Annotated in this window: 24 protein-coding genes; 12 read left to right on the top strand and 12 right to left on the bottom strand. The window is 63.9% G+C overall.

Going from position 1 to position 25,311, the window contains the following annotated elements:
• Nucleotides 1-51: 51 nt before the first annotated feature.
• Nucleotides 52-789, bottom strand: coding sequence for a sirohydrochlorin chelatase (locus M1D88_RS15900; RefSeq protein WP_458111714.1), 738 nt, complete (start codon nucleotides 787-789; stop codon nucleotides 52-54).
• A gap of 62 nt (nucleotides 790-851) precedes the next feature.
• Here M1D88_RS15900 and M1D88_RS15905 point away from each other — a divergent pair, with 62 nt between their 5' ends.
• Nucleotides 852-1,517 (top strand): trimeric intracellular cation channel family protein, encoded by a 666-nt coding sequence (locus M1D88_RS15905; RefSeq protein ID WP_458111715.1) that lies wholly within the window; start codon nucleotides 852-854, stop codon nucleotides 1,515-1,517.
• Nucleotides 1,518-1,531: 14 nt separating this feature from the next.
• A complete protein-coding gene (locus M1D88_RS15910; RefSeq protein WP_247042083.1) occupies nucleotides 1,532-1,954 on the top strand; it encodes a hypothetical protein in 423 nt (140 codons plus the stop codon).
• 122 nt (nucleotides 1,955-2,076) lie between these two features.
• On the opposite strand, the gene M1D88_RS15915 is transcribed toward M1D88_RS15910, so the two are convergent.
• The 4 genes from M1D88_RS15915 to M1D88_RS15930 all read right to left on the bottom strand — a co-directional run bounded on the left by M1D88_RS15915 (nucleotide 2,077) and on the right by M1D88_RS15930 (nucleotide 6,608).
• On the bottom strand, nucleotides 2,077-2,928 hold the full coding sequence (locus tag M1D88_RS15915; protein WP_458111716.1) for an endonuclease domain-containing protein: 852 nt from the start codon (nucleotides 2,926-2,928) through the stop codon (nucleotides 2,077-2,079).
• 471 nt (nucleotides 2,929-3,399) lie between these two features.
• Nucleotides 3,400-4,500 carry a polyprenyl synthetase family protein gene (locus M1D88_RS15920; RefSeq protein ID WP_458111717.1) on the bottom strand — a complete coding sequence of 367 codons (1,101 nt, stop codon included), beginning with the start codon at nucleotides 4,498-4,500 and terminating at the stop codon, nucleotides 3,400-3,402.
• Complete coding sequence (locus M1D88_RS15925; RefSeq protein WP_458111718.1) at nucleotides 4,497-5,816, bottom strand: geranylgeranyl reductase family protein; 1,320 nt, start codon at nucleotides 5,814-5,816, stop codon at nucleotides 4,497-4,499. The genes M1D88_RS15920 and M1D88_RS15925 overlap by 4 nt, the downstream gene beginning before the upstream one ends.
• Before the next feature lie 6 nt (nucleotides 5,817-5,822).
• Nucleotides 5,823-6,608: a demethylmenaquinone methyltransferase gene (locus M1D88_RS15930; protein WP_458114549.1), complete on the bottom strand. Its 786-nt coding sequence runs from the start codon at nucleotides 6,606-6,608 to the stop codon at nucleotides 5,823-5,825.
• Nucleotides 6,609-6,730: 122 nt separating this feature from the next.
• On the opposite strand from M1D88_RS15930, the gene M1D88_RS15935 reads away from it, so the two are divergent.
• The 4 genes from M1D88_RS15935 to M1D88_RS15950 all read left to right on the top strand — a co-directional run bounded on the left by M1D88_RS15935 (nucleotide 6,731) and on the right by M1D88_RS15950 (nucleotide 10,852).
• Entirely contained in the window at nucleotides 6,731-8,128 is a 1,398-nt protein-coding gene (locus M1D88_RS15935; RefSeq protein ID WP_458111719.1) for an isochorismate synthase, read from the top strand.
• 201 nt (nucleotides 8,129-8,329) lie between these two features.
• Nucleotides 8,330-9,133, top strand: a complete 804-nt coding sequence (locus M1D88_RS15940) for an ABC transporter substrate-binding protein (RefSeq protein WP_458111720.1) — start codon at nucleotides 8,330-8,332, stop codon at nucleotides 9,131-9,133.
• Nucleotides 9,134-9,251: 118 nt separating this feature from the next.
• Nucleotides 9,252-10,043 carry an amino acid ABC transporter permease gene (locus M1D88_RS15945; protein ID WP_458111721.1) on the top strand — a complete coding sequence of 264 codons (792 nt, stop codon included), beginning with the start codon at nucleotides 9,252-9,254 and terminating at the stop codon, nucleotides 10,041-10,043.
• Nucleotides 10,044-10,054: 11 nt separating this feature from the next.
• Nucleotides 10,055-10,852, top strand: a complete 798-nt coding sequence (locus M1D88_RS15950; protein WP_458111722.1) for an amino acid ABC transporter ATP-binding protein — start codon at nucleotides 10,055-10,057, stop codon at nucleotides 10,850-10,852.
• A 56-nt stretch (nucleotides 10,853-10,908) separates the two neighbouring features.
• On the opposite strand, the gene M1D88_RS15955 is transcribed toward M1D88_RS15950, so the two are convergent.
• The 5 genes from M1D88_RS15955 to M1D88_RS15975 form a co-directional block, all read right to left on the bottom strand.
• A complete protein-coding gene (locus tag M1D88_RS15955) occupies nucleotides 10,909-11,904 on the bottom strand; it encodes a hypothetical protein (protein ID WP_458111723.1) in 996 nt (331 codons plus the stop codon).
• Nucleotides 11,905-12,047: 143 nt separating this feature from the next.
• Nucleotides 12,048-13,772, bottom strand: coding sequence for a 2-succinyl-5-enolpyruvyl-6-hydroxy-3-cyclohexene-1-carboxylic-acid synthase (gene menD, locus M1D88_RS15960; protein ID WP_458111724.1), 1,725 nt, complete (start codon nucleotides 13,770-13,772; stop codon nucleotides 12,048-12,050).
• A gap of 316 nt (nucleotides 13,773-14,088) precedes the next feature.
• The gene (gene argS / locus M1D88_RS15965) at nucleotides 14,089-15,855 is read right to left on the bottom strand and encodes an arginine--tRNA ligase (RefSeq protein WP_458111725.1); all 1,767 of its coding nucleotides are present in this window, start codon (nucleotides 15,853-15,855) and stop codon (nucleotides 14,089-14,091) included.
• 224 nt (nucleotides 15,856-16,079) lie between these two features.
• Nucleotides 16,080-18,185 (bottom strand): PhoX family protein, encoded by a 2,106-nt coding sequence (locus M1D88_RS15970; protein WP_458111726.1) that lies wholly within the window; start codon nucleotides 18,183-18,185, stop codon nucleotides 16,080-16,082.
• A gap of 41 nt (nucleotides 18,186-18,226) precedes the next feature.
• A complete protein-coding gene (locus M1D88_RS15975; protein WP_458114550.1) occupies nucleotides 18,227-19,198 on the bottom strand; it encodes an o-succinylbenzoate synthase in 972 nt (323 codons plus the stop codon).
• A gap of 146 nt (nucleotides 19,199-19,344) precedes the next feature.
• On the opposite strand from M1D88_RS15975, the gene M1D88_RS15980 reads away from it, so the two are divergent.
• Nucleotides 19,345-20,358, top strand: coding sequence for a phosphatase PAP2 family protein (locus M1D88_RS15980; RefSeq protein WP_458111727.1), 1,014 nt, complete (start codon nucleotides 19,345-19,347; stop codon nucleotides 20,356-20,358).
• A 290-nt stretch (nucleotides 20,359-20,648) separates the two neighbouring features.
• Nucleotides 20,649-21,434 carry a response regulator transcription factor gene (locus M1D88_RS15985; protein WP_458111728.1) on the top strand — a complete coding sequence of 262 codons (786 nt, stop codon included), beginning with the start codon at nucleotides 20,649-20,651 and terminating at the stop codon, nucleotides 21,432-21,434.
• Nucleotide 21,435: 1 nt separating this feature from the next.
• On the opposite strand, the gene M1D88_RS15990 is transcribed toward M1D88_RS15985, so the two are convergent.
• Together M1D88_RS15990 and M1D88_RS15995 are read right to left on the bottom strand one after the other, a co-directional pair.
• Nucleotides 21,436-21,933 carry an Hpt domain-containing protein gene (locus M1D88_RS15990; RefSeq protein WP_458111729.1) on the bottom strand — a complete coding sequence of 166 codons (498 nt, stop codon included), beginning with the start codon at nucleotides 21,931-21,933 and terminating at the stop codon, nucleotides 21,436-21,438.
• A 246-nt stretch (nucleotides 21,934-22,179) separates the two neighbouring features.
• Nucleotides 22,180-22,677, bottom strand: coding sequence for a hypothetical protein (locus M1D88_RS15995; protein ID WP_458111730.1), 498 nt, complete (start codon nucleotides 22,675-22,677; stop codon nucleotides 22,180-22,182).
• Nucleotides 22,678-22,783: 106 nt separating this feature from the next.
• On the opposite strand from M1D88_RS15995, the gene M1D88_RS16000 reads away from it, so the two are divergent.
• From M1D88_RS16000 to M1D88_RS16015, 4 genes are all read left to right on the top strand, one after another.
• Nucleotides 22,784-22,972, top strand: a complete 189-nt coding sequence (locus M1D88_RS16000) for a hypothetical protein (RefSeq protein ID WP_458111731.1) — start codon at nucleotides 22,784-22,786, stop codon at nucleotides 22,970-22,972.
• Nucleotides 22,973-23,220: 248 nt separating this feature from the next.
• Nucleotides 23,221-23,736 (top strand): hypothetical protein, encoded by a 516-nt coding sequence (locus tag M1D88_RS16005; RefSeq protein WP_458111732.1) that lies wholly within the window; start codon nucleotides 23,221-23,223, stop codon nucleotides 23,734-23,736.
• Nucleotides 23,737-23,852: 116 nt separating this feature from the next.
• Nucleotides 23,853-24,920, top strand: a complete 1,068-nt coding sequence (locus M1D88_RS16010) for a hypothetical protein (protein WP_458111733.1) — start codon at nucleotides 23,853-23,855, stop codon at nucleotides 24,918-24,920.
• A 119-nt stretch (nucleotides 24,921-25,039) separates the two neighbouring features.
• Nucleotides 25,040-25,285 carry a hypothetical protein gene (locus M1D88_RS16015; protein ID WP_458111734.1) on the top strand — a complete coding sequence of 82 codons (246 nt, stop codon included), beginning with the start codon at nucleotides 25,040-25,042 and terminating at the stop codon, nucleotides 25,283-25,285.
• The last annotated feature ends 26 nt before the right edge of the window (nucleotides 25,286-25,311 follow it).

The raw sequence follows: 25,311 nt of genomic DNA on the forward strand, positions 1-25,311 counted from the left end.
GCAATTTCTGGCCAGAAGGGATGCTGCGCGTCCCATGAGGGAAGCTGCGCGTCAGGCGGGGAGTTTGGCTAGCGCGGCGTCGAACCGTTCCAAGGCAATCTCCGCAACGATCGGCGACGGCAACAAGGGCTCGGTCACCAGATCGGCGGCGGCCTTGGCCAGCTGGTCGTGGAAGTAGCCCGGCGCCAGGAGGTAGGACGCGATAACCACGCGGCCGCCGTCGTCCACGGCTCCTGCGGACTCCCCCGCCCCCGCACCGCCCGCCGCTTCCTCGCGAAGCATGGCGACGGCGTCGGGCACCGACGGCTTGGCAGACGCGCCATAGGCAGCGACGATCCTGTTGGTGCGGAGTGCGCGCAACTGCTCGGCCAGTTCTTCGACGCTGATTGCGGCGTTGGGGTTGGATGAACCAGCGGCGGCCAGCACGACGGCGTCGCGATCTGTAACTCCCGCCTCTCGCAAGCGCTGGTCCAGCAGGGCCGCAAGCCGCGGATCCGGTCCCAAAGGTGCTGCGGCGAGGGTTCCCGGACGGCTCTTCACGGCCCGGGCGATATCCACCTTGACGTGGTATCCAACGCTGAGGAGCAGCGGTACCACCACGGCAGGCTCGCCGTCGGGAAGTGCAGCCACAACGTCCACCAGATCCGGATGCTGAACGTCGACGTATGACTCCCGGACATCCAAACCCGGCCGCAGGGCTGCGATTTCATCGCGCAGGGCATTCACCTCTGCTGCACCTTGCGCATTGGAGGTCCCGTGGGAACAGGCGATCAGGATCGGGTTCTTCATAAGGGCTAGCGTAACGTTGGAGCCGCCCCGTCCGCCCTTCGAAATCCACTGGATGCCGCTGCATGACCTTCCCTTTTGACATCGCGCTGGTATGGCTGGACCTCGCCGGAGTCTTCTTCTTCGCGGTGTCGGGTTCCTTGCTTGCTGCGCGCAAACAGTTCGACATCGTGGGCTCCCTGCTCCTGGCATCCCTTGTCTCGTTGGGTGGCGGCGTGATCCGCGACATCATCCTCAACACCACTCCCGCTGCCTTCAGCAATCCCGCGTACCTCGCCCCGCCGCTGCTGGCCACCCTGCTGGTGTATTTCCTGTTTTCCAGCGTCCAGCGCTTCACCTCCCTCCTGATCCTGTTCGACGCCGCCGGGCTGGCCCTGTTCTGCATCACCGGGACGTTGAAGGCCCTCTCGTTAGGGATAAACCCCTTTGCCGCGGTGCTCCTGGGTGTCACGACAGCGGTGGGCGGGGGGCTGTTGCGCGACATTACGGCCAATGAAGTGCCACAACTGTTCGATCCCAAGGACATTTACGCTTTGCCCGCTTTTGCCGGCGCCGCACTGACCGCCGTCCTCTGGCTCACAGGTTCCTTCAACGCCATTACTGCGTGTGTTGTGGCGGCTGTTGTTTTCGCTTTCCGGGTAGCCGCCTGGCGCCGTTCGTGGCACGTTCCGCTGGCTGTCCGAGGATGGCACCGGCTGGGTTTGGACGGCGCAGGCAGGCCCCGCGATTAGCTAGGATAAGAGCCATGACTGACATGTTCCTCGAGAAGTTCCGTGCGCTCGTTCCGAAGTATCTCGAAGACGAATGGCAGGAAGAGGATGGACTGTCCCAAGAGGAGCTCGACAAAGCCCTGGCAGACCACCAATTTACGGTCCCGCTGGTGCTCCGCGAGTTCTACGAAGCCGTGGGTGGCTGCGAAGATCTCATGGAGGCTTACCACTACTTCTGGGACCCGGAGGAACTGGAAGTGGACGATGAAGGCTTCCTGATGTTCCTTGAGGACGAGGAAGAGCAGTTCACCTGGGGATTCCGCGTGGGCGATCTCAATGTTCCCGATCCCATTGTGTGGCGCCGCAACAATGCCCGCGGCCAATGGAAGAGCGAAGAGGGTACGTTCTCCGAGTTCGTCTTTGACATGTTCGAGTGGGCTTTCAACGACGAGGACTAGGTTTTCTGGTCTGCCCTTCGCCTCCGCCGCTTTGTCCCCGGCCGATTTGCGTAACTTCTAGCGTCTACGGGGGTTGCGGACCTTGGAATCACGGGGCTGGAGGCAGCTGCCGGGGCCAAAAGTTACGCATTTACGTTCGGGGACCCGTTGAATTTCCCACGACGCCACAACTCAAGGACGGCCAGGACTTCGGCCACCATCTCATCCGGTGCAAAAACGACGTCGTCATAGTAGTAACGCAGCACCAGGTAACCACCCAGCGTGCTCCTGTTATTGCGCCGCTGATCACGCTTGACCGACTTAGGCTCAAAATGAGTCCGCCCATCGGTTTCCACCACAAGGCATTCCTCCACCAGGAAGTCCACTTCGCCTACCCCAGGAATGAAAACATGCCTTCGGACTCGCAATCCGGCCCTCGCAAAATGGGTATTCGCGAGCACTTCCAGCAGTGAGTCGGCTCTCGGAATCAACTGATCCAATACTGCACGTACTTTGCCATTCCGCCGTCCCATTGCCTTGGCATAAAGGAAGTCGAGCGAGATATCTCCGCGTCCCACGGCCGACTGCACAAAAACGAGGGACTCGAGCTCGGGCAGACACTGCAAGCTGTGAAGGAGCACATCTGCCAGGCCAGCCACAGGGAGCCAGGCGTGACGCTCATGCTTGGGCCTGCCATGCTCCGCGACGCCTTGGCCTGGAACAGGGTGGCTCCGGCAGAGGTGGAGCCGCGCGGCCTGCTTCAAGGTCCACAGTCTGTAGATTTCAGCCGCTGACAGGCATGTAAGCAATCCGCCATGCGCCAGGGCCTGGGCCACGTCACCGTTGCTGGAAAGCCCGTAGATCCCATGGCTGACCTTGATCACTGTGCCACGGCCCAGTGCCTGCCCTAACGCCACCCTGCCGAACCCGGAAGCGCGGATCCTGGAGGCCCGGGCGGCGCCTCCATTGAGCTGGAGAAATTCAACGATGTCCACTCAAGCAACAGTGAGTGGGCAGCGGCGCCCCGGAAAGACATGCAAATGGCTATGTGGACAATCATGGTCAGGCTCAGGTCCTGCCAGAATGCGTAACTTTTGCCGGTTCAGGGCAGCTCAGACCCTGATTTTCCGGGGGCACTCCTCGCTGAAAGCGGTATAAGTTACGCACTTCGGCAGGGAAGAATTGTGACACGCCATTTACACCCTGGTTAGCCAACATGACATATCTGTCATAGACTCATTCCCGGATCCACTAATTGCCTCCGGTGGATCTGATGCGAACGGAGAAATGGCCCCGGTTCAGTGCAGCGGATGACGAACGTTGCGCAGGGACCGGGGCTGTTCCGTTAAAGCCCGGCTAAATCTGCGGCACCACAAAGACCCTGGCGCACCAAAAGAACCCCAGCTCCACAAAAAGCGGCAGCCCAAAGCCCAAAACTCCCAAAAGAAACAAAAAGCCCAACAGGGCTAGCTGTTGCGGTCCACCACGGCCGAAGCGAAGTTGCTCAGCGAAGTCTTGACCACGCCTTCAGGCAAGGGAGCAAGGGCAGCAATTGCCTCATCGGCCCAGCGGCGCGCCACAACCCAGGACTCAGCGGTGACGGAGTGCTCGCGAAGCCCTGCAACTGCCTCAGCCAAAGCGGAGTCGGAGGAGAGGTCGCCGTCGATGAGATCAAGGAGCTCCACCGCGGACTGGTCTCCAGCCGAAGCAGCTTCACGGAGCAGCAGAACCGGCAGGGTAGGCACACCTTCGCGCAGGTCAGTGCCAGGCGATTTTCCGGACTTCACCTTGATGCCCGTGACGTCAATGACGTCGTCCGCGAGCTGGAAGGCAACACCCACTTTTTCGCCGTATTCCACGAGCACCTCTTCGTATGTGTCATCCGCTCCGGCAAAGATGGCACCGAGCTGGCCGGACGCAGCCACCAGGGAACCCGTCTTGTCCGAGATGACCGAGAGGTAATGCTCAATGGGGTCCTCGTCCGGACGCGGGCCCACGGTCTCGTGAAGCTGGCCCAGGCAAAGCCGTTCGAAGGTCCGTGCCTGGATTCCCAGAGCGCGGGAACCCAGTTCCGAAACCAGGATGGAAGCCCGGGCAAAGATGAGATCGCCGGTGAGGACGGCTACGGAGTTACCCCAGACCTCGTGGGCCGTGGGAGCACCGCGGCGGAAGGGAGCCGAGTCCATCACGTCGTCGTGGTACAGCGTGGCGAGGTGGGTCAGCTCCACTACGACGGCGGCCTGAACCACCGCGGGCAGGGAAGCGTCACCGAGATGGGCGCACAGCAGCGTCAACAGGGGCCGGATCCGTTTGCCGCCGGCTTCCACCAGGTGACGCGACGTTGCGTCGGCGAGGGGATCCGAGTTGGCTATGGCCTCGCGCAGCTTCTTTTCCACCCGCGCCAGGTTGGTGGTGATCGCCGGGCCCAATTCAGGGTCTTCAGCGATGGCCGCGAAGCCAGTGGGCAGCTGGAGGCCCGTGGCAATGGCAGTGGTATTTAGATCGGGTTCAGAGCTCGGCAGGCCGTGTCCGGCATGCGTCCAGCTTTGGTCTGCAGAGTTGGTCACGGGTTAACCCTAACTTTTTGTTGCGGAAACCGCTGTTTGGTGGCTAAGGGCGGGCTCGAGGTGTTGGACGTTGCCGGGACCAGCGCTTCAAGCACGCGGATCACTTTGTCCTCAAACCCTTTGGCGGCAGGATCGGTGAGATTGGCCAGCAGCCGCACCACAAACCGCATCAGCACGGGAATTGGCATACCGGTCCGCAGGGCGAGTTTCATGATGGCCGGCTTGCCAATCAATGCGGCAAAAGCCCGGCCCAGTGTGAAGTGCGACCCCCACTGGCCCCTCACGTAGTCCGCGTATCCCGCGAGGTGGGAGTCGGCGTCGTGCGCTGAATCGGAGGCAATGATGAACTCGGCGGCGAAGCGGGCCGACTCCATGGCATAGGAGATGCCCTCTCCGTTGAACGGCGACACCATCCCGCCGGCATCGCCCAGCAGCAAGAGCCCTGGCGAGTAGTGCGGCGTGCGGTTGAAGCCCATGGGCAGCGCCGCTCCCCGGATCTCCCCCACCTGGTTTTCCGGCGTGAAGCCCCACTCGGCGGGCATGCCGGCGGTCCATTCGCGGAGCACCTGCTTGTAATCCAGTTTGCCGAATTCCTTGGACGAGTTCAGGATTCCGAGGCCCACGTTGGAGGTGCCGTCGCCCACGCCGAACACCCAGCCGTAACCGGGCAGCAGTTTGCCGTCGCGGCCAGGAAGCTCAAGCCAGCCTTCCATCCAGTCGTCGTCGGTGCGGGGCGAAGTGAAGTAGGTGCGGACGGCGACGCCGAGGGGGCGGTCGTCGCGCTTCTGGATCCCAAGGGAAACGGCGGTGCGGGTTGAGTTGCCGTCCGCTGCGAGTACGACGTCGGCAGTAAAGTCATGCGACTCCCCCGTCTTTCGTCCGGACTCGTCCAGGGTCGCGGCGCGGGCGCCAATGACCCGGCCGTCTTCCGCGCAGAGCGTTTCGGTGACGCTGTGACGCTCGAGGATGACGGCGCCGGCGGCCTGGGCGTGACGGGCCAGCTCTTCATCGAAACCGAGGCGGGTGCGGATCAGGCCGTACTGGGGAAAGTCAGAAACTTCGGGCCAGGGGAGCTCGATGCTCCGACCGCCGGCGAGGAGCCGCAAGCCCTTGTTCCGGCGCCAGCCGTCCTCTTCCGCGTGGGGAAGGCCGAGTTTCTGGATCTCCCGGACAGCCCGGGGCGTCAGGCCGTCGCCACAGACCTTTTCGCGCGGGAAGCTGGTTTTCTCCAGCACCGTTACCTCAATGCCGGCTTGGGCAAGGTAATACGCAGCGGTGGATCCGGCGGGGCCTGCGCCTACTATCAGAACTTTCACAGAGAGCTAGCGCGTGCTGCGCGAAATGTTGCGCCGCAGTTTAGCAACCGGGCCGGTGTGGGCGGCGATGGCGGCAGCACCGCCGTCGGGCGTTGAATCCAGCGGCTTGTGGGCACGGTGCACTGCCACGATCCCACCACTGAGGTTCCGGTACGTGACCGTTTCCCAGCCGGCTTCCTGCAGCCAGGCAGCGAGGTGGTCCTGGTCCGGCCAGGCGCGGATGGACTCGGCGAGGTACACGTAGGCGTCCGGGTTGGAGGAGACCTTGACGGCAATGGCCGGGAGCGCGCGCATGAGGTACTCGGTGTACATGGTGCGCCACAGCGGAACCACGGGCTGCGAGAACTCGGCGATGACCAGCTTGCCGCCGGGCTTGGTGACGCGGAGCATCTCGGCCAGCGCCTTCTTGGGCTCGTTGACGTTGCGCAGGCCGAAGGAAATGGTGGAAGCGTCAAAGGAGTTGTCCGCGAAAGGGAGGCGGGTCGCATCACCGGCAATGAAGTCGATATCCGGGCGGCGGCGCTTGCCTACCTTGAGCATTCCGAGGGAGAAATCGCAAGCCACGACGTCGACGCCGGCATCGGCGTACGGCTCGCTTGACGTTCCGGTTCCGGCAGCCAGATCCAGCACCCGCTGGCCCGGGATGGCATCAACGGCCTCCACCACCACTCTGCGCCAACGGCGGGTCTGCCCCATCGAGAGGACATCATTGACGACGTCGTATTTGGGGGCGACGTCGTCAAACATCGTGGCTACTTCGTCCGGACGCTTATCCAAGGATGCTCGGTTCACCATGCCATTGTCTCAAATGTTAGGCAGGCCCACGAACCACGGGTGTGCCCGGGTGCGGCGGAAGATGGCGATACCCGAAAGCACCCAAGGACCACGGTACTTTCAAGTACTCTTGACCCATCATGACGAGCACGTTCCGTACTTTAACAGTCCCCCTGGACGCAGGATCAGCGCAACGGGGGCTGCCGTCATTTCTCACGCGGGACGACGTCCTCTGCTGGACCCGCCGCGAAGCAGGTCTCGTCGGTTTCGGGGAGCTGACCCGCTTCAGCGCAACCGGCCCGGACCGCTTCCTGGAAGCCGACATCTGGTGGCGCCACCTGGTGCTCGAGGCCGACGTCGAGGACCTCGTTGAGTGCCCCGGCACAGGCCCGGTGGCCTTCGGCTCCTTCGCTTTCTCCAAGCTGTCCACCCACCGTTCACGGTTGATTGTGCCTGAGATTGTGGTGGGGGTCCGGGACGGCAGGGCCTGGCTCACGCAGTTAACGTTCGACGACGTAGAGCTCACCGAAGCGGGCGCTCTCGCCGCGCTGCAGGGGTGGCTTGAAGGCTCGCCGGAGGTGCCGGAGGAGCCGCTTGGTGGGGTACCCGCGGGTGGCGCGTCCCGTGGTGGGGCGCCCGCTGGGGAGCCGCTTGGTGGGGTGCCCGCGGAGCCGGGTGCCGCCGTCGTGCCCCAAACGAAGCTCGAAACCGGGTCGCTCAGCGAGCACGACTGGATGGCCGCGGTGGCCGCCGGAGTCGCTGAAGTGCGCACCGGAAAGCTCGAAAAACTGGTGCTGGCACGGGACATCGTGGCCACGCTGCCCGAAGGCGTCAACGCCGCCGAGATCCTTCGGCAACTGGCCATCAGGTACCGGGAATGCTGGACCTACGGGGTGGACGGCCTCGTCGGATCCACGCCGGAAATGCTCATCCAGGTGGAGGGCCGCACGGCGCAGGCCCGTGTTCTGGCGGGGACCCTGGACCGTCGCGATGCCGATGGCATGGAAGGCTCGCCCCTCGAGTTTGCCGAGCGGGTGCTAGCCGGTTCCGAGAAGCAGCGGCACGAGCACGAGATCGCCATCCAGTCATTGACCAAACAGCTGGCGCCCTTCTCGGAAGCCATGAACGCCCACAGCGAACCGTTCATCCTCGAGCTGCCCAATGTGTGGCACCTGGCCTCGGATGTGAAGGCCGAACTCACTGAGGTGGAGGGCCACGTCCCCACGTGCCTTGCCCTCATCAACGCGCTCCACCCCACTGCAGCCGTGTGCGGGACGCCCACCCTCGTGGCTGGCGCACTGATCCGGAAGCTCGAGCACATGGACCGCGGACCGTATGCGGGACCGGTGGGCTGGCTCGACGCTGCAGGAAACGGCGAGTGGGGCATCGCCCTTCGCGGTGCCGTGATCGAGGCTCCGGATACGGTCCGCCTGTACGCCGGGTGCGGGATCGTCGAAGGCTCACAACCCGAAGCGGAACTTGCGGAAACATGGGCCAAATTCCGTCCCATGCTCGAGTCCTTGGGCATCAGCAGCTGATTGCGCTTTTCTGATTCAGACGCTTGGTTCGCCGGTGCAGTCCGGGATCCAAGACACGCTTCCCAAAAACAGGCTTGTTTTTTGTGCTCCAATAGTTATCCAATAGTGAAACAAAGTTTCCTGTGACGCACATCTCTCTTTCAGCAGATACACTATTAGCCGTCTCAGAACACATCCCCAGCAACAAAAGGTAAGAAAACTATGCAGCCGAAGTCCCCTGCCACGGCAAAATTCGCCGTCAAGGCAGCCTCAATCCTCGCCGCCGGAGCGCTCACCCTCACCGCCTGCGGCGGCACCAGCGGCGCCACCCCGGCCGCAAAAGACGGCATCCAGCTCATCGAGTCGGGCAAACTGACGGTGTGCTCGGACGTCCCCTACGAGCCCTTCGAGTTCCAGAAGGACGGCAAGATCGTCGGCTTCGACATGGACATCGCTGCCGAGGTAGCCAAGGACCTCAACGCCGAACTGAGTGTGGTGGACAGCTCCTTCGAAGCCATCGAGACCGGAACCGCGCTCAGCCAATGCGACGTCTCCATCTCCTCGATTTCCATCACGGACACCCGTAAGTCAGTCATGGACTTCTCAACGCCGTACATGGATGATGACCTCGCACTGGTGGCCTCCCAGGATTCAGGGGTCAAGAACCTCGATGACGCCAAGGGCAAGAAGGTGGGTGTCCAGCAGGCCACCACCGGGGCCGACTACGCCAAGGAAAAGGGCCTCGACGCCCAGCAGTTCGAAGACACCGGACTCCTGGTCCAGGCTCTCCAGGCCGGCACCATCGATGCAGCCCTGGGCAACCAGTCGGTATTGGGCTACGCCATCAAGGACGACTCAAAGCTCAAGTCCGTCGAGGACTACTCCACCGGCGAGCAGCTGGGCATTTCCATCAAAAAGGGCAACACTGCAATGGCCGAAAAGGTCAACGCCACGTTGAAGCGCCTGACGGATGACGGCAGCCTGAAGAAACTCCAGACCACCTGGTTCGGCGACGCCGCCAAGTAGCCGGCACCTCAATCCCTGAGACCTAAGCAGCTGAGGCCCCGTATCGTCCTGCGAGCAGCCCCAACATCAAGGGCGCCGCGGGGCCTCAAGGCTGCGCAAAAATGAATGTGAGTACATCATGGCAATGACCGCAACTCAACGAGCCAGAGTCAGCCTGAACGTCCAAGCGGGGATCTTCATTGTGGCCGTGGCCGCACTGATCCTGGCCACGGACTGGGAGACCATCGGCGCCAGCGTCTTCAATTTTGGCAAGATCGGTCCGATGTTCCCGGACATCTTCCTGGTCGGCCTGACGAACACCCTTGTCTACACTTTCCTCGGCTTCATCGTGGGCCTCTCCGGCGGCCTGCTCCTGGCCCTGATGAAGCTCTCCAGCTTCCCGCTCTACCGCTGGATCGCCACAGGCTACATCGAGTTCTTCCGCGGCATCCCCGCCCTGTTGGTCTTCATTGCCTTCGGCTACGGCGTTCCGCTGGCATTCGGGGTGTCGTGGAACGTGACCGTTGTGGTCATGGTGTCCCTCGGCATGGTGGCTGCGGCCTACATCGCAGAAACCCTGAGGGCCGGCCTGCAGGCTGTTCCCAAGGGCCAGCTCGAAGCCGCTCGATCCCTGGGCATGCCGCAGTGGCGGGCCATGGTCACCATCATCATTCCGCAGGCGTTCAAGATCGTGCTGCCGCCGCTGACCAACGAAGTCATCCTGCTGACCAAGGACTCGTCACTGATTTACGTCCTGGGCCTCACCGCTTCGCAGTACGAACTGACCAAGTTCGGCCGCGACGGTATCTCGAGCCTCGGTGCAGGCCTGACTCCGCTCCTGGTTGCCGGCGCGTTCTACCTGGTGATCACCATCCCGCTGAGCCTCTTGGCCCGGAAGTTCGAAAGCCGCTCCACGCGGACGAAGCGATAGGCAGGACACTCATGAACGACGTCGTAAATTCCTCCCCGAAAGCCGGGCACGTACAGGCAGCCGGTGTTTCCCTCAAGGGTCTCCGCAAGTCCTACGGCTCCAACGAAGTACTGAAGGGCATCGACCTGGAAGTAGCGCCGGGCGAAGTGGTGTGCCTGATCGGACCGTCCGGATCCGGCAAATCCACCCTGCTGCGGTGCGTGAATCTCCTCGAACAGCCCAACAAGGGTACTGTCCATGTGGGCGGCTTCGAGGCCACCCACCCGGACGTGGACATTGACCGGATGCGGCGCAAAGTGGGAATGGTGTTCCAGCAGTTCAACCTGTTCCCGCACCTGAACGCGCTGCAGAACTGCACCGTGGCGCAGACCAAAGTGCTCAAGCGCTCCCAGGCCGAGGCCGACAAAGTGGCGCAGGCCAACCTGGACCGCGTGGGTCTGGGGCACCTGGCAGACCGGTACCCGGACCAGCTTTCCGGCGGCCAGCAGCAGCGCGTCGCGATTGCCCGGGCGCTGAGCATGGATCCGGAGCTCATGCTGTTTGACGAGCCCACCTCCGCTTTGGACCCCGAGACCGTCGGCGACGTCCTGTCCGTCATGCGCAACCTCGCCAAGGAAGGCATGACCATGCTGGTGGTGACGCACGAGATGGGCTTCGCCCGGGAAGTGGCGGACCGCGTGGTGTTCATGGACGGCGGAGTTGTGGTGGAGGCAGGCTCGGCCGAGCAGGTCATCAGCGCTCCCACCCAGGACCGCACCAAGGAGTTCCTGCGCCGGGTCCTCGATCCGACGCACATCGACCTCTCCTAGGGTCGGGACGGGCTGGGACGCGCCGGGACGCGCAAACGGTCCGGGGACACTCACATTCAGGTGTCCCTGGACCGTTTCTGCGTCCTGGCACCGTTTCCGTGTCCTGAGGAGAGCGGACGACGGCGGGGCACCCCTGCCGCCGTCAGCCTGCGGCCGAGTTCGCCCGCCTTCCAGAGATCGGCCCAGACCCATCTCACGACGTTCCGGCCCGCCGCCCGGATGCGGTCCTCACGCAGCTTTTCGTCGACCACAACCTGTCCCGGGCTCCTGTCGTTGAGGTATTCGGGGTTCTGGTACTTGGCAATCCCGTCGAACTCCCCCACTGTGCGGCTCTCCTCCCAATAGAAGTCCGAGTACCCAATCCTGCCTGTCCCGCTGCGAACCTCATACTGCAGTACGGGCGTGGCAAACCCTGCTGAATCGATCAGACCGCGGCTATAGGATTCCCCGGCGGAGGCAGAGGTGGGGTCGGCGAATTTTATGGCCGCGGTCACTCGCCGTTCTGCCGCCAGGGGGTATCGCCCGGCCAAAGCTCCGAGCAGCCCCTCCTTGGTCAGTGCCGGAAGTCCGCGCACGCCGTCGGGCTTCAGCACATGGTCCAGCGGAACCAAAGCCTCCGCGAACGGCACGAAGGCGGCGAGGTCCAGGACTGTCTGGATGCGGGATGTGACCAGGAGACCGTCCAGCTCCTCGGCATCCATGCTCGCGGGATCAACCAGATGCCGCCGGACTCCGGCACGGGACCTGCCACCGCCCCGATACGTGGTCAACGCATGAACGGGTTGCCGGCGCAGAATGGTGGGTATCTCCCACGCCGACGCCGCGGAATGATGCGAGAAGATTGTGGGAGCCCGGCACGTTTCGGCCACGGCCCCGATCCGAAGCCTGTACTGCTCCCAGCTGCTGAGCCCGCCCCACTCCGCGGCATCCACATAGACACCATGGCGGATCCGCACCAGACTCCCGGCCTTGAGCGCGGCGGACAGTGGACGTGGGCTGGCACCGATTTCTGTCAGGTTCCTGGCGAGGATCAGCTGGGGAAGCTCATTCATGGTGACAACGTCGCACCAATATCCCTGCCGCCTGGAGGGTCAAGCGCGGCTATGTGGACAACCTTCTGGATCCAGGACGCGCATATGGTCCAGAGACACGCAAATACGGGTGTCCTCCGACCGTTTGCGCGTCCTAGGGGGTGTTACGGGGCGAGCACGCCGGCCACCGCAGCAGCAACCGCGGCCTTGATCGTGCCATGCAGCTCGCGCAGAGCCGCCCTGTCCGTGCGCACCTCGACAATCTGGCGCCCCTCCGGCCGCGCGGACAGCGCTTCGGCAAGTCCCGCCGTCGTCGTCACCGAGCAATGGTCGACGCCGTACGCTGCGGCGAGCGCGGAAAGGTTCACTGTGTGCGGGGTGCCGAAGAGGCGCTCGACGACGTCTCCGTACTGTCCGGAGGCCCGGACAGAACCGTGCTCGAGGAGGTCGAAGATAGCGCCGCCGCCGTCGTTGAGCACCACAATCCGTAGTTGAGGCTCGGGTTCCCCGGCCCCCAGGAGGAGCCCGCCGGCGTCGTGCAGGAAGGTGACATCACCCACCAGGAGGGTTGTCTCCTGCCGCCCGCCCCTGGCGATTCCGGTAGCCGTGGAAACAGTTCCGTCGATTCCGGCAAGGCCCCGGTTGGCGAAAACGGTGGCAAGCGGTTCCGGGCCCGGCTGGCCGGCGAGGTCGACGTCCCGGATGCCGTTGGAGGAACCCAGTACCAGCTGTCCGCGGGAGTGTTTCCACACAGTTGCTCCAATGGAGGGGCCAGTCGCAGCACCTGACGCCGAAAGAACTTCGTCCAGGGCGTGCTGAGCCGAGGCCCCCGAAAGCAGCCACGCGTCCAGCCACTCCGACGAGCCGCGTCCCGAGAATTGCGTCAGGTCGGTGAGGTTGTCGATGGGTGTTTCGCGCCGACGCCCTGACTCATACCAGGCCACGGCGACCGGCTGGTAGAGCGCGCTGGGAATGTCGCGGCGGGCCAGCAATGATGCAACAGGCCTGGAAAGGGTGGGCCTGCCAAAGACCACGACGCGCTCAAGGGGCAGCGGGGAGTCCGGTCCGAAGTGCTCGAGCAGCAAACGGTAGGGTCCCACCGCGTTCGGCCCGAACCGGGAGTTGGAGGAGGGTTCGGCGAGCAGGGGGAGGCCGTGGGCGCGGGCAAAGGCTTCGGCGACGGGGCCGGCGTCGTGCCCGGCCAGGACCACTGTCCTCCGCTCCGGCAGCTCGGTGGGGGCGGGCGGCAGGACCAGGGCTTCCGGGGATCGTCCAACCGAATAGTGGCGGCGGTCTGGGCTCGCCGGCAGCCCCTCCCCCTCGGCCGGCACTAGGGGATCCCGGAAGGCGAGGTTGAGCTGAACGGGACCGGGAGCGACGTCGTCGAACGCCCCGGTGGCTGCGCTCAGGGCGGTTTCGACGGCGCGCTGGGGATTGTCGCCCGCGGGGACGTCGGCGGCGAAACGCACGTGCTCGCCGAAGAGGTCCAGCTGGATGGTGGTCTGGTTGGCCCCGGTCCCCCGCAGTTCCGTCGGCCTGTCCGCCGAAATGACTACCAGCGGGACTGCGGCGTGGTTGGCCTCCATCACGGCCGGGAGCAGATTTCCGACGGCGGTTCCGGACGTCGTCAGCACGGCTGCCGGCGCACCGGTGGACAACGCGAGCCCAAGAGCCGTGAAGCCGGCCGCGCGCTCGTCGATTCGGACCAGCAGTTCAACCAGACCGGCGGCGTCGGCTTCAGCCAGAGCATAGGCCATGGGAGCCGACCGCGAACCCGGCGCCACCACAACGTAATGCACCCCGCCCTCGACCAGCGACGCAACAGCAACCCGGGCCGCCGCGAGCGAGGTCAGGATGTTCCGGGCAGGCCCAGTGTTCTCAGAAGTCACCGAACCAGTCTGCCACCCTTCAAACCCTCCCTCACCTTTCGCCCCCAAAACCCAAACCCTCCCTCACCTTTCGCCCCCAAAACCCAAACGCTCCCTCACCTTTCGCCCCCAAAACCCAAACCCTCCCTCACCTTTCGCCCCCAAAACCCAAACCCTCCCTCACCTTTCGCCCCCAAAACCCAAACGCTCCCTCACCTTTCGCCCCCAAAACCCAAACGCTCCCTCACCTTTCGCCCGTCCGGCGACGGAAGGTGAGGGAGCGTCTTGAAAAAACCGACGAAACGTGAGGGAGCGTTACAGGTCAGGCCACAGGCGGCTACATATTCTCCGGCGTTTCAATGCCCAGCAAGTCCAGGCCTTCGATGAGCCTGTGGAGGACAAGTCCGCACAGGGCCAGCCGTGATTCGCGTACGGATTCGGGAGCCTTCAGAACAGGGCACTGATCGTAGAACGTGGTGAAGAGCTGGGCCAGCTCAAAAAGATATGCGCAAAGCCGGTGCGGTTCCAGCAGTTCGCCTACCTTCCGAAGGGTGGTTCCGTACTCCAGAAGATGCAGCGCAAGCGCCCGCTCGGCCGGTTCGACGACGGCGATCCCGGCCACCGTTGCTCCCGCACCCCCCGCTCCTCCGTCAGTCGAGCCCTCCAGCGCCCCGGCCTTCCGCAGGATGGACCGGATTCTGGCCGCGGCATACTGCACATAGGGCCCGGTGTTCCCGTTTAGGGCGAGCATCCGGTCAAAGTCAAAGACGTACTCGGTGTCGTGCCCCACGGAGAGGTCGGCATATTTCACTGCGCCGATTCCTACCTGCCGGGCCGTCAGCTCGCGTTCCTCCGGAGTCAGATCAGGCCGGCTTAGGTCAACAACGGCGCGAGCCCTGTCCACGGCTTCGTCCAACAGCGCCATGAGCTTCACGGGGGCGCCGGAGCGTGACTTCAGAATCTTTCCGTCCTCCCCCAGCACGTTGCCGATCTGCACATGGATGGCCTCGACGGTTTCCGGCAGCCAGCCAGCTTCTCGAGCCGTCGCCGTGACCATCCGCAGATGCACGTTTTGCGGAGCTCCAACGACATAAAGCACCCGGTCGGCGTGAAGTTCACGGACACGGTAGCGGATGGTGGCGAGGTCGGTGGTCCCGTAACCGTAGCCGCCGTCGGACTTACGGATGATGAGCGGCAGGGGCTCGCCGTCGCGTCCGGTGAAGCCAGCAGGGAAAGTGCAAAGGGCACCATCGCTTACCCGCGCAATTCCGAGATCCTCGAGTTCCTGGCACAGGCGTGCTAAATCAGCGTCATAGGAGCTCTCGCCGGCAATATGGTCGTCGGTCAGGCTCACGCCGAGCTTGGCATAAATGGCGTTGAAGTACAGTTTCGACTGAGCCACCAGCCGCTTCCACACCTCAAACGTCTCCTGGTCTCCGCCCTGCAGAGCAACCACCCGCCGTCGTGCCCTTGCGGCAAAACCGTCCTCATCATTGACAGAAGCGTCGAACTTTGCCCGCGCCGCCTGGTAGAACGCGCTGGGGTCATCCACCAGCAGCGCGGCCTCCTGCGATCCCTCGCCCACCTCCAGCCAATGCTCAATGAGCATGCCGAACGGCGTCCCCCAATCGCCGATGTGGTTCTGCCGGATCACCGTATGCCCGAGCGCCTCGAGCACGCGCACCAGGCTGTCGCCCACCACGGTGGTTCGCAGGTGGCCAACGTGCATTTCTTTGGCCACGTTTGGGGAGGAATAGTCGACGACGACGCGATGCCGTACCGCCGTCGGCTCGCCGTCGTGCTCCCTCGCTTGGTTGAGGAGTTCCTCTATCCAAGTGCCGTCGAACGTGAGGTTGATGAAGCCGGGGCCGGAGATCTCAACCGAAGTGCAGATGCCATTCACTTCCAATGCCTCTACGATCCGGGCTGCGACCTCCCTTGGCGGAAGGCCCACTTTCTTGGCCAGGGCCATGGCGGCGTTAATCTGGATGTCGGCGAACTGCGAGGGCCGGATCACTGGGTCTGTCTGGTGGAATTCTTCGCCGAAGGCTTGGGCAATGGCGGTTTGGACTCTGGGGACAAGCAGGTCGGCTGGGCTGTTCACCCTGTCAAAATATCAGTCGGCGCCAAAAGCAACGCTCCCTCACCTTTCGCACCCAAACCCCAAACGCTCCCTCACCTTTCGCCCGCAAACCCCAAACGCTCCCTCACCTTCCGCCGTGCGGCCGACGAAAGGTGAGGGAGCGTTCCCAAAAAACCGACGAAAGGTGAAGGAGCGTCCCCAAAAAACCGACGAAAGGTGAGGGAGCGTTGGGGGGGTAGGGAGCGTCAGTCGTCGATGCGGAAGACCTGGATCACGGACGGACGGGGAGCGCGGGCCGTGCCCGGAGCAGCAACAGCTCCGGCAGCAACGTAATCCGGGAACAGCGACCGGGGCTCTGCAAATGTACCGTCTTCGCCAGGGTGCTGGACGGCGACAAACACGTTGCGTTCGGCATCGTGGATGATGGGGCCGCATGTCTCGGCGTCCTGCGGAACGGCCAGGAACTGTTCCACACGGCCGCGTTCGGCACCTTCCAGGGTGACCTTGAACAGCCCGTCAGCCTTGCCGATGCCCGAGGGCGCGCCGTCGGTCGAAATCCACAGGTTTCCAACCGAGTCGAATGCCAGGTTGTCCGGGCAGGAAATCGGCGAAACCTTGTCCACAGGGAAGCCGCTGAAGTACGTGACGTCGCCCTGGGCCGGGTCTCCGCACACCATCAGCAGGTTCCAGTTGAAGTTCGTGGCAGTCTGGTCGCCGCTCTCCGTGATCTCCACAATGTGGCCGTCGCGGTTGAGGTTGCGCGGATTGACCTCGGTGGCGCCTTCCTTGCCGGCCTTGCCGCGGTCCGAGTTGTTGGTGCACGCGACGTACACCTTGCCCGTGAACGGGTTGGGCTCCACATCTTCGCAGCGGTCCATCTTGGTAGGGCCAACCTTGTCCGCGGCCAAGCGGGTGTAGACGAGGACTTCGGCCACGGTCATTCCGGCAACCGCCGAGGCTCCGTCGACCACCAGCGGCAGCCACTGCCCGGTGCCGTCGAACTCCCCGTCTGCCGGCAGGGCGCCGGAACCGTCGATTTCGGCGAGGGGCGAGTTGCCCGTGAACTTCGCGACGTACAGGTTGCCGGCGGAGAGCAGCGTCATGTTGTGGGCGCGGTCGCCCTCAATGTACTTGTCGCGGGAGACGAACTTGTACAGGTAGTCGAAGCGCTCGTCGTCCCCGGAGTAAGCCACCACGTGCCCGGAGTCGGCCACGATCACGTTGGCGCCCTCGTGCTTGAAGCGGCCCAGGGAGGAGTGCTTCTTGGGGGTCGACGTCGGGTCGAAGGGGTCCACCTCGACGATCCAGCCGAAGCGGTTGGACTCGTTCACGTACCCGGCGTTGCGGGTATCGAAGCGGGGATCGTCCAGCTCCCAGCCCCTGGCAGTGGCCGACGACGTCAGGCCGTACCGCTTGTCAGCGGCGGACGTGCCGGCGGCGGCGAAGTAACCCTGGAAGTTTTCCTCCCCCGAAAGGATGGTGCCCCAGGGCGTAGTTCCGCCGGCGCAGTTGCCCAGAGTTCCCTTGATGGCCTTGCCGGAGGGGTCGGCCACGGTCTTGACCAGTTCGGAGCCGGCGGCAGGACCGGTGAGCTCGTAGACCGTCTCGTTGAGGTAGCGGCGGTTGAGCGGGGCGTCCTGAACGTAGGTCCATGGTTTGCGCGCGTTCTGGCGCTCGAGCTCCACCACGGACAGACCGTGGGCAGCTGCACCGACGGCCCGCACCTGGTCAGCCGGCATGCTCGGCGGGAACATGATGGCGTCGTTGGTGTACTCATGGTTCGCGAAGAGCACCGCCCGGCGGCCCTTGCTGCCGGGGATCTCCAGGATGTCCGTGTAGTCGTTGTTGTAGCCGAACTGGCGCTCCTGGGCAGCAGCCGTCTGGTTCGACAGGTCAAAAGCGGGGGCGTCGCTGAAGAGCGGATCGCCCCAGCGGATTACCGGCTTCCACGTGAAGCCCTCGGGAACGGTGACGGCGTCAACGGCGGCGTCAACGGGAGCGATGGCAGTGAACTGGAGCCGGGAACGCAGGCCCTTTTTCGCTGCGGGCGCGAGGCCCGGACCGCCGTCGGCAACTGCTGTTTCTGCCGAACTCAACGAGCCACCAAGTACGACGGCGAGGGCACCGGCGGCGCCGAACCCAAGGGCGGCGCGGCGGGACATGGTGGCGGAGGCGATGTCCCGGAAGTAGGAGTTGGAGCTGGTGTTGCAGACTTCGCCGGAGCAGGCGTTGTCGCATTTCAGGGCGCAGGTGACGGGGCTGCGCTTTCCTTTCGTGTGACCGAGCATGGGAAGCACGGGGAGAAAAGGAAATTTGCGCCGGGCAGTATCCGGGGTGGAGATATCAGGCATGGGGACCTTCCAGGGGGTGAGATGCGGTCCCGCCCACCCTGTCAGCGCGGTGCGAAGCCCGGAGGACGGCCCGGTGAAGCTTCGGTGAACTGAAGGTGGACGTAGACCCGTCGCAGCCGCTCCATCCACCAGTCCACACGATCGGGCGGCGCAGCGAACTCGGCCAGGAGTCCCGGGTCGGCGAGAACGCCTCGGAGCCGGATGGCGCCGTCGTCGGGCACCAGGGAATCCCGGGTGACGTCACCGGCGAGCAGCGACACCGTCCCCAGGCCGCAGGCGTAGGGCAGTTCGGGGAGCGCAGCGGCGAGCGCGAGCCCTGCCCGGATACCAACAGAGGTATCCAGGGCGGAGCTTACGACGGCGGGAAGTCCGGCCTGGCCCACGATCTCCAGGGCCCGCCGCACTCCGCCCAGCGGTGCTACTTTCACCACGATCAGGTCGGCGGCTCCGGCACGGGCAACCTTCAGCGGGTCCTCTTCCTTGCGGACGCTCTCGTCCGCGGCAATCAGCACCGGGGTTCCGGCCGCCTGAAGGCGCCGGCGGACTTCCGCAAGGCCGTCGATGTCCGGGACAGGCTGCTCGGCGTACTCAAGCCCGACGTCGGCGAGCCGGGTCAGTGCGTGAACCGCCTGGGCCACGTCCCAGCCGCCGTTCGCATCCACGCGGATGGCCGCCTTGGGAAGGGCGGTGCGGACGGCGGCCACGCGCTCGACGTCGTCCACCAGGGACTGACCACGCTCGGCGACCTTGATCTTGACCGCGTCCACACGGCCGAAGCGCGCCAGGACTTCGGGCACCTGGCTGGCGTGGACTGCGGGAACGGTGGCGTTGACCGGAATACGTGTGCGAAGCGGTTCGGGGAAGCCGTGCCAGCCGGCTTCAATGGCCGAGGCGAGCCAGCGGGAGGCTTCGGCGTCGGCATATTCGGGAAAGGGGCCAAACTCACCCCAGCCCCTGGGGCCCTCGAGCAGGAGCGCTTCCCGGCGCAGGATCCCGCGGAACTTCACGCGCATGGGCAGGCTGACAACGCGGGCGCCGTCGCGGATTTCCTCCCACGGCGGGAGGCCGCGGCCATTCAGCAGGGAGGCGGCTGGGGACTCGGACACAGCGCCACTCTACCTTCAGGCAGTTCGCAGGCTTTTGTGGCAATCTGGGAAGGATGACACACAGCGGCCAGCCCTTAAGCACTCAAGCGTCCTCAGGCGCTGACCATCAGGCTGCCGGACTCGACGAAGCAGCCACACAGCGTCACCGTGGGGGCAGCAACGCTCAGAGCAACATACAAAACAGCAGCGACTTCAGCCGAGGCGGCTTCGCTTCCGGGTTCCTCTTCCTGCTGGCGACACTGGCCTCCGCCGCCGGCGTTGCCGGGACGTACTACTTCTTTGTCCGCACCACCACCGGCCAGTACATCGACGAATCGGCCTTGGTTGAGGCGGTAGCCATCCACGGACCGGCAGGCAAGGCGGCCACGAAGCTACTCGACTGGCTTCCCACGCTCTCCCTTGTCATGGCCATCATTGTGGTCATTTTTGTGTGCGTCATCCGGCAGCGGTGGATGGCAGCCGGGATCACCGTGACTGCGTGTGTGGCCGCGAACCTTGCCACGCAGGTCATCAAGGATCTGGTTCCCGTCCGACCCTTCCGGGGCGTCACCACCCTCGACCTGAACTCACTCCCGTCAGGGCACACCACCCTCGCAGCATCCGCCGCAGCAGCGGTGTTCATCATGGCCTCACCGCGCTGGCGTCCGCTCGCAGGATTCCTGGGCGGCAGCTTCGCCGTCGCGAGCGGGGTTTCCACCCTGATCAACCAGTGGCACCGCCCCGCGGACGTCGTTGCGGCGTTCCTGGTGGTGGGGGTATTCATGTTCCCCGCGGGCTGGCTGGTGATCCGAACCGGCCCGAAATGGAATGTATGGGAGGGCTACGGACGGCAGCTGGGGTCCTTGCGGCTGTGGGTGGTCCTCCCGGTGCTGACCTGCCTGGCATCTGCGGGAGTGGCCGCCTACTCGCTGCTGATGATCGGGCCGGGAGCGGGCCTGGCCGGCAGCACCATCAGCTACTTTTGGGCTGGCGTCTCGCTCATTGTGATCGGCGGATATGCGGCCACCCTGGCGGGAGTTTGGCTTTTCGGGCATGCAGTACGACGGCGGCACACGCCTTTGCGGTAGGCCCGCCCCTCCCCCAACCGGCTAGCCCTCCGCCCAAGCGGGTGGCCCACGCCCAAACTGGCTAACCTCTACCCAATTGGGGAGCGGTAGAAGCTGTTTTGAGCTCCCAGAACCACACCTGCTGCTACCCAGTCGGGGCAGCTGGTTCGGGTTCAACCCAGCGAACGTAATTCTCAGTTCCACCGAAACTTACCGATTACGTCCGTTCCCTTGTAGCTTAGAAGAATGGGGGAATGAATACTCGCACCGGCATCTTGGTAAGAGAATTCACATAAAACACATGGGGGGCCATGAGTGATCTTGGCGTGGCGGTAATAATTGAAGATGACGCTGATATGCGAAACCTTCTGGAAGCCGTTTTAAATCAAGCGGGATTCGAGGTTTATTCAGCATCCGGTGGACGTGAGGGCGTTGCTGTCGTCCGTGATAAACAACCCGACGTCGTGACGCTCGATGTGGGGCTTCCCGACATCGACGGTTTTGAAGTCCTTCGGCGGATCCGCCAGTTCAGCACCGGGTATGTGGTTATGCTCACTGGCAGAACTACCGAGTCCGATCTTCTGAGTGCACTTCAAGGCGGAGCTGACGACTACATCATGAAACCATTCCGCCCCCTCGAGCTACGGGCGCGAATAGCCGCGATGATGCGCCGCCCGCGGAAGGAACCATCCAGAGGGCATGAGGGCAGATCTCGCCAGGAAGCCCGAGCGTCTGCCGAAGTACGCCACGACGAGCACATCCTCCGGCACAGAGGGTTGACGTTGGACTTCCGTACCCGCACAGCCGCCGTGCGCGGGTCGGCATTGGACCTCACGCGGAAGGAGTTCGATCTCCTGCATGAGCTACTCCGAGGAGGGGGAGCAATCCGCACTAAATCCGATCTGGTGCGCGTCGTCAGGGGTGAGTATCCCGATGACCATCTTCGTGAAGCCGACGAGCGTGCCGTGGAAGTTCATATAGGCAACCTCCGCCGTAAGCTTGGCGAAAAGCATCCTGAAGCACCCCACTGGGTGCAGACAGTCCGTGGCCTGGGCTATCGCTTGACTCCGGCGAAGGGTGAGAACCGGGATGTCTAGGTCACAGCCTGGAATCATCCTTCAAGGCATGCACGCCGGCAGGGTTGTCCCTGAGGTAATTGTGCTGCAACTCGTTTACTGTTGCCTGGCCCTGCCGCGTCACCGCTTCCAGCAGCTCCTGTCCCATGTCCCCGACCTCGCCCATTCGGATAGCCGCCTCAAGCGTCTCCGCCAGACCTGCCAGCCGTAGCCCTCCGACCATCCCGGAGGAGTTCTTTAGGCTAAGGACTGCATCGAGGGCCGCCTGATGATCCTGACGCTCAATTGCTGTCATCAGGGAGTGGTGCCGTTGTACCCACAGTTGGGCGTAGTCGTGGGCGAAACGCACGACGATGTCCCGGCTTCCCATCTGGGCCTCCAAGTCATCAAGAACTGCACTCTCGATCCAGCGCGGCTCGCCCCCTTCAAGGCTCGGGCTTGCCCGGAAGCGGCCTGCAGAGGAAGCCGGCAGGGCAGTGTCGCGACCTCTGTCGCCCGATTGAGGACCTGAAATGTACATGTTCTAAAGGCTAGGTGCTGAACTTCGGCCAAAGATGATTCTCCGGCAGATGCTGCGGAAAGCCTGCGATTACCCTGCGAACGGCAGAAAGCTCAAGGACACTCTGTACCCAGGGGCCTCGCGCCCATGGACATAAAACTGATGGAGTGCTTTAGGCCAGGGCTGCTTAGATCCCCGCCGAGCCGCAACTATCCGGGCCTTCCGACGACGGTTCCAAGGAATTGGCGCGCAAATGATGGACAGTGCTTAGGTCGGGGCGTCCAGAAATGAATGGGCGGCGAGCTCCCGGGCTCTGGCCATCGCTTGTTCGGCAGCGCGTACTCGTTTCTGAGACCTGCCGGCTGTGCGATGGAGGTCCGCGGACCATTCGAATTCAGCCGCAGACTCCCCGTATTTCGCTTCATGGAAAAGCCGTCGGCCGATCTCGTAGCGTACGGTGGCTTCCCGAGCCCGCCGCCTGGCGAGGCGCAGGGCCTCCTCCTGCAGCAACGCCGCCTCCTGCCACCGGTACTGTCCCTGGTACACGCGGGCGAGGGCGAGCAGCGGGTGAAACCTCTTGGATGCTGATGCCAGCAGCTCTTCTCCGCGCGCAGCCGCTTCCTCGAACCGTCCCAGCAGGGCAAGGATCCATACCCGCTCCAGATCGGGGCACGAATCCAGCCGCGCCGTCAACGCTGCCCGGTCCAGGATGATCTCACGGAGCGTGGCAGGGTCGGTGACCCATACGTCGTCTCCCCGTGTCACTGTGGCACCCCCTGCCATTCCGGTCAATTCGTTTGCTGCTGAATCGAATCGGTTCTGCCCTGGCCGTTCCTTAGTTGGGTCCCGGCAACAGGCCGTAAATTGCGGATTGACCCATACTAATGCAGGGACCATCGGCTGGGATCGGCAAGGCGACGGACAGCACTCGGGCCATCTCCACACCTCCTCGCGCACCGCCGTCACCATTTCTCTGGTCCGGATTCCCGCTGTGCGGGTCCCAGAGGTCGGGCTGTCGCCGCGCCGGCACCAGGTCCTGTCGATCGGGTTCAGGGCTTGAGCTTTCTTCAGATTTTCCGCAGTAACCATAAATTTACGCAGGCCCGGCGCAGGTATCTCAAAGAAGCTCAAGGGTTGGGAAAGCTTCCTGCCCGCGTTGGCCGGCTTGGGTGCTGGGGCTGTTAGCTTCGAATAACCGGGAGGAACCGCTCCAGCCGCGTCGTTTTGCGAACAGGCCGCGGGCGGAGCGGATTCTTCATCCGGGACATTTCCGTGATCGCTACACTCTATAAGCAAAGGTCTCAACCCATGCGTAGTATTTCCCGTATTTCCCTTGTTGCAGCCGCATCCGCCGCACTCATCGGCTTCATGGCCCTTCCGGCTTCCGCCGCCGACACCACCGCCACCGTGGAGGTGCCCGCCGGTTCCATTGGTATCTCCGCCCCGGCCAATACCGCGCTGAGCGCCCTGACCCCCGGCGGCACCGCATCTGCCAGTCTTTCCGGTGTAGCGGTTACAGACAACCGCGCCGGTCAAGCCAACTGGAGCGCCCAGGTCTCCCTCAGCAACTTTGTCGGTGCGACCCCCACCAACATCATCCCGGCAACCGCCGCGAGCTACGCCCCCGCCGCAGCTGATGAAACCGGAACATCCACCGTCGCTCCCACCACCCAGACGGACCTATCCACGGCCAAGACAGTTCAGGCCGCGACCGGCGTCAGTGGAAACAACACCGCCACCTGGGGAGCCACGCTCAGCGTCACTGCACCCTCCAATGCGCTGGCCGACACCTACACGGCAACCCTGACCCACTCGCTCCTCTAAGACCAGTCAGCAAGTAGCAGATCCGGAGCGGTCGCCTGCAGTTTGCAGGCGACCGCTCCGGGGGCACACCCACCAGTTCCCCTATTTCAAGACGAGGTCCCGTTTTGCGTTTCCTGATGACAGTGTCCGTGATGATCCTGCTGGCACTCCTCCAGATAGTGCCAGCCACGGCATCCGCCATCACGAACCCTTCCGCTGCAACCGCCCCCGCCAAGGCTGATCTGAGCATCCAGCTGCTGGATATTCCGGCCAGTACGCAAAATGACCCGAGGGCACGGACCTACATCATTGACCGTCTCGCCCCCGGCGGCGAGATCAAACGCAGGATCCGGGTCGAGAACAACAGCGCGGCCACACAAACGGTGCACCTCTATTCGGGAGCGGCGCGCATCGACGGCGGTGTCTTCGTCGGCGAGGACTCCGGGGTGCGGAATGAACTAAGCACCTGGACGACCCTGGCAGACCCGGAGGTTGATCTTGGGGCCGGAGAATCAGCCGAGGTCCTCGTGACCATCAAAGTCCCCGCCAACGCGCCGGAGGGCGAACAGTACGGCGCCGTCTGGGCAGAAATGCGCAGCGCACCCGGCAAAGGAGGCGTCGTCCAGGCCAGCCGGGTCGGCATCCGCATCTACCTCTCCGTCGGCCCGGGCAACGGCCCGCCTGCCGACTTCAGCATCGCCTCCCTCACACCTTCCCGTAGCCAGGAGGGCGATCCAGAGCTCGGCGCCCTTGTCACCAATACCGGCGGACGAGCCCTGGACATCACCGGCGAGCTCAACCTGACCGCGGGACCGGGTGGTCTGTCTGCCGGTCCCTTCAGCGTCCAGTCGGCAACCACCATCGCACCTGGCAAAACCCAGAAGGTCACCTTCACACTGCCCCGGGAACTCCCCAACGGCCCTTGGACTGCAGGTATCAAGCTCAAGAGCGGGCTGGTGGAACGTGAAGCGTCGGCCCCGGTTACCTTCCCTGATGCTGGCCCCGGCGAACCCATCATTGCCGTCCAGAACGACAACAACCAGTGGGTCCCGGTGGCCGCCGTCGCTGCAGCAGTACTGATGACCCTGATCGCCACGGCCCTGCTGATCCAACGCCGGAGCCGCCTGCGCCGAACTGCTTCAGAGGAAACCCCTCAGCCGGGCACACGGCGGGCCAACCGGCAGAGGACCGGTGCCTCAAGATAGGGGCGGCCGCGTGCGCGTCCCCCGCATACCAGTAGCAGCCTCCACCGGCCTCGCCGCTGCCGGAGACAGTTTTCGAGCACCAGGTTCGGGACGCCTCCACCGCACCATCCGGAGGACGAATGCTCATCTGGGTGCTGATCATTCAGGTGGCGTTCGCACTGGCAGCCGGCGCCACACTGCTGCTCGTCCCTTCCACCGCCTTTGACCAATCCTGGCCTCAGTTGGCAGCTGCCGCCTTCGTCGTGATCGAGAAGATCCGAGCGCAGGGCACCGCAGACCTGATCGACACCGTACTGAGCACCAGCAGCGAATGGCTCCGGGCTGTCGATAACGACGGCAGCCTTGGCTGGGTTGAACTGTCCTGAAAGATCAGGCCGGCTCAGAACGGCAC

It is taken from the genome of Arthrobacter sp. R1-13 (assembly GCF_054161475.1).

What these genes read in the sequence shown, in the direction of transcription:
- M1D88_RS15900 (WP_458111714.1), bottom strand. Translation starts at nt 789, where the DNA reads ATGAAGAACCCGATCCTGATCGCCTGTTCCCACGGGACCTCCAATGCG.
- M1D88_RS15905 (WP_458111715.1), top strand. Translation starts at nt 852, where the DNA reads ATGACCTTCCCTTTTGACATCGCGCTGGTATGGCTGGACCTCGCCGGA.
- M1D88_RS15910 (WP_247042083.1), top strand. Translation starts at nt 1,532, where the DNA reads ATGACTGACATGTTCCTCGAGAAGTTCCGTGCGCTCGTTCCGAAGTAT.
- M1D88_RS15935 (WP_458111719.1), top strand. Translation starts at nt 6,731, where the DNA reads ATGACGAGCACGTTCCGTACTTTAACAGTCCCCCTGGACGCAGGATCA.
- M1D88_RS15940 (WP_458111720.1), top strand. Translation starts at nt 8,330, where the DNA reads ATGCAGCCGAAGTCCCCTGCCACGGCAAAATTCGCCGTCAAGGCAGCC.
- M1D88_RS15945 (WP_458111721.1), top strand. Translation starts at nt 9,252, where the DNA reads ATGGCAATGACCGCAACTCAACGAGCCAGAGTCAGCCTGAACGTCCAA.
- M1D88_RS15950 (WP_458111722.1), top strand. Translation starts at nt 10,055, where the DNA reads ATGAACGACGTCGTAAATTCCTCCCCGAAAGCCGGGCACGTACAGGCA.
- M1D88_RS15955 (WP_458111723.1), bottom strand. Translation starts at nt 11,904, where the DNA reads ATGAATGAGCTTCCCCAGCTGATCCTCGCCAGGAACCTGACAGAAATC.
- M1D88_RS15970 (WP_458111726.1), bottom strand. Translation starts at nt 18,185, where the DNA reads ATGCCTGATATCTCCACCCCGGATACTGCCCGGCGCAAATTTCCTTTT.
- M1D88_RS15975 (WP_458114550.1), bottom strand. Translation starts at nt 19,198, where the DNA reads ATGCGCGTGAAGTTCCGCGGGATCCTGCGCCGGGAAGCGCTCCTGCTC.
- M1D88_RS15980 (WP_458111727.1), top strand. Translation starts at nt 19,345, where the DNA reads ATGACACACAGCGGCCAGCCCTTAAGCACTCAAGCGTCCTCAGGCGCT.
- M1D88_RS15985 (WP_458111728.1), top strand. Translation starts at nt 20,649, where the DNA reads ATGAGTGATCTTGGCGTGGCGGTAATAATTGAAGATGACGCTGATATG.
- M1D88_RS15990 (WP_458111729.1), bottom strand. Translation starts at nt 21,933, where the DNA reads ATGTACATTTCAGGTCCTCAATCGGGCGACAGAGGTCGCGACACTGCC.
- M1D88_RS16005 (WP_458111732.1), top strand. Translation starts at nt 23,221, where the DNA reads ATGCGTAGTATTTCCCGTATTTCCCTTGTTGCAGCCGCATCCGCCGCA.
- M1D88_RS16010 (WP_458111733.1), top strand. Translation starts at nt 23,853, where the DNA reads ATGACAGTGTCCGTGATGATCCTGCTGGCACTCCTCCAGATAGTGCCA.
- M1D88_RS16015 (WP_458111734.1), top strand. Translation starts at nt 25,040, where the DNA reads ATGCTCATCTGGGTGCTGATCATTCAGGTGGCGTTCGCACTGGCAGCC.